This is a genomic window from Curtobacterium sp. B8, assembly GCF_000333315.1.
GTDB classification, from domain to species: Bacteria; Actinomycetota; Actinomycetes; order Actinomycetales; family Microbacteriaceae; genus Curtobacterium; species Curtobacterium luteum.
The window spans coordinates 1-2,716 of the sequence record NZ_BACW01000287.1; the positions used below are offsets into that span (position 1 = coordinate 1).

Consider the following 2,716-nt stretch of genomic DNA (forward strand, 5'->3'; position numbering starts at 1 on the left):
CGCATCGCATCCGCGGCGAGCTTGCTGTGCTTCCGCGAGTACCCCAGGTACACCCCGAGCCCGATCGCGAACCACACCGCGAACCGCACCCACGTCTCCCACTGCAGGAACGTCACGAGCCACAGCGACGCGATCACCCCGATCGCCGGGATCACCGGCATGAACGGGAGCCGGAACGTCCGGGGCAGGTCCGGCTGCCGGTAGCGGAGCACGATCACCGCCGAGCAGACCACGACGAACGCGAGCAGGATGCCGATGTTCGTGAGCTCCGCGACGATGTCGATCGGCAGCAGACCCGCCAGGACCGCCGCCGCGACGCCGATGATCCACGTGACCCGGGTCGGGACGTGCCGCTTCGGATCGGTGTGCGCGAACCACTTCGGCATGAGGCCGTCGCGGCTCATCGAGAACCACACGCGCGAGGCGCCGAGCATGAAGGTGAGCAGCACGGTGATGATGCCGACGATCGCCCCGATCGCGATGACGTTCGCGACCCCGCCGAGCCCGACGGCCGCGAACGCCGACGAGAAGCCCGACTCGGGGTCGATGTCGGTGTACTTCTGCATGCCGGTGAGCACGAGGGTCGCCAGGACGTAGAGCACCATGGCGATGCCGAGGGACAGCAGGATCGCCTTCGGCATGTGCTTCCGGGCATCGACCGACTCCTCGGCCGCGGTGGACATGGCGTCGTAGCCGAACACGGCGAAGAACACCGTCGCAGCACCGGTCATCACGCCGCCGAACCCGAACGGGAAGTACGGCTGGTAGTTGGCGCTGTTGATGTGGAACACCCCGAGCACGACGATGAGCACGACGAGGCCGACCTTGATGCCGACCGCGACGAGCTCGAACCGGGCGGCGCTCCGGATGCCACGGGTGAGGACGAACGCGGTCAGCAGGCAGAGGATGATCGCGAACACGTCGATGACGTGCCCGTCGCCCGTGCCGGGTGCGCCGAGCATCCAGGCCGGCAGGTCGACGCCGAACTGCCCGACGAGAACCCGACGTAGCCGGAGATGCCGATCGCGACGACGGCCACGATCGCGGTGTACTCGAGCAGCAGGTCCCAACCGATGAACCACCCGACGATCTCGCCGAGCACCGCGTACCCGTAGGTGTACGCGCTCCCGGCCTTCGGGATCATCCCCGCGAACTCGGCGTAGGACAGCGCGGCTGCGGCGCTGGCGACCCCGGCGACGAGGAACGAGAGGAGGACGGCCGGCCCCGCGACCCCGTGCGCGACGGTGCCGGCGAGGGTGAAGATGCCCGCGCCGATGATCCCGCCGATGCCGATCGCGGTGAGCTGCCAGAGACCGAGGTGCCGCTTGAGGCCGCCCTCGCCGCCGGCCTCGTCCTCGATCGTCTCGATGGGCTTCCGGCGGAACAGGGTGGCGCGTGGTGACGTCGATGTCATCCGCCCACTCTGCACCTCACGGCCGCCTCCGGACCACCTCACGGTGGGCTCGGCACCACCTCACGGCCGGCTCCGGACCGCCGGCGGTAGAACGGGTGCATGCGCAGACCTCAGCGGATCGAACCCGGACCCGGCCAGGAATCGGTGTGGGACTACCCACGGCCGCCGGCGGTGGAACCCGTCCGCGACCGGGTCGTCGTCCGGCTCGGCGGAGTCGTCGTCGCGGACACGACGGGCGCGGTGCGGGTGCTCGAGACGTCCCACCCGCCGGTCTACTACCTGCCGATCGCCGACCTCGCCGACGGGACCCTCGTGCCGGCCGACGGGTCGAGCATGTGCGAGTTCAAGGGCCGGGCGCGCTACTTCGACGTGCGGGGCGGCGACAGCGTGGCACCGCGTGCCGCGTGGAACTACCCGACGCCGGAGCCGGGCTACGAGTCGTTGCGGGACCGCGTCGCGATCTACCCGTCGATGATGGACTCGTGCGAGGTCGGCGGCGAGGTCGTGCAGGCCCAGGAGGGCGACTTCTACGGCGGGTGGATCACCGCGGACGTCGTCGGCCCGTTCAAGGGCGGGGCCGGCACGTTCGGGTGGTGACCCACCACCGGCCGGGAGGCGCGGTGCCAGCCAGCCCCGTGCCTCCCGGCCGGTGGGTGGGTGCGTTGGGCGCCGTCGGCCGCTCCACCGGCCGCAGCCCGAGCCTCGGCCAGGCGGACAGTTATCGCCTCCCGGAGCGCGAGACGTGTCCGCCACCGCGAGACTCGCGCCGCACCCCGCGCGCCGCACCCCGCCGCGGCGCGCGCGTCAGCGGTTGGCGTACGGCGACCAGAACGGCGGCGGGAACGCGCCGCCGGTGACGAGCACGAGCACCTGCCAGTAGAGCATCACGAGCCCGAGCCCGCAGATCACGCCCCCGATCCACGACCACACGCGCACGGCGCGACGGCGTCCGGCGATCCGGATCGCCCGCCAGCCGCAGAGGACCCCGACGGCGCCGAACACCGTCCCGAGGAGGAGGTGCCGCCCGGTCGCCTCGGCGGGCAGGAACAGGCCGAGGTAGAACGACACCGGCGCGAGCAGCACCGCCACGGTGGCAGGCGCTGCCGGCGGCTCGTGGTCCCGGGCGACGGCTGCCATGTCCTGACCGTACCGATCGACCGCCCGACCCGCCCGGGCCGGTGCACGTCGACCCGGACCGACGCCGCGCTCTGCGGATGTGTCCGACTCCCGCCGGTCGTCGGGCGTGCCGCGCGCGGGACGAGCACGATGGAGTCATGCGCTCCTTCCTCAGGGTCCTGCTGG

Annotated in this window: 2 protein-coding genes and 1 pseudogene; 1 reads left to right on the top strand and 2 read right to left on the bottom strand. The window is 71.8% G+C overall.

The window, feature by feature from the left end; translation table 11 throughout:
• Nucleotides 1-1,414, bottom strand: a pseudogene (locus I59_RS19420) (amino acid permease); the annotation flags it as partial.
• A gap of 99 nt (nt 1,415-1,513) precedes the next feature.
• Between I59_RS19420 and I59_RS06980 the strand changes: the two are divergent.
• The gene (locus I59_RS06980; RefSeq protein WP_022903248.1) at nt 1,514-2,011 is read left to right on the top strand and encodes a DUF427 domain-containing protein; all 498 of its coding nucleotides are present in this window, start codon (nt 1,514-1,516) and stop codon (nt 2,009-2,011) included.
• A 207-nt stretch (nt 2,012-2,218) separates the two neighbouring features.
• On the opposite strand, the gene I59_RS06985 is transcribed toward I59_RS06980, so the two are convergent.
• Nucleotides 2,219-2,551, bottom strand: coding sequence for a hypothetical protein (locus I59_RS06985; RefSeq protein WP_022903249.1), 333 nt, complete (start codon nt 2,549-2,551; stop codon nt 2,219-2,221).
• Between the last annotated feature and the right edge of the window lie 165 nt (nt 2,552-2,716).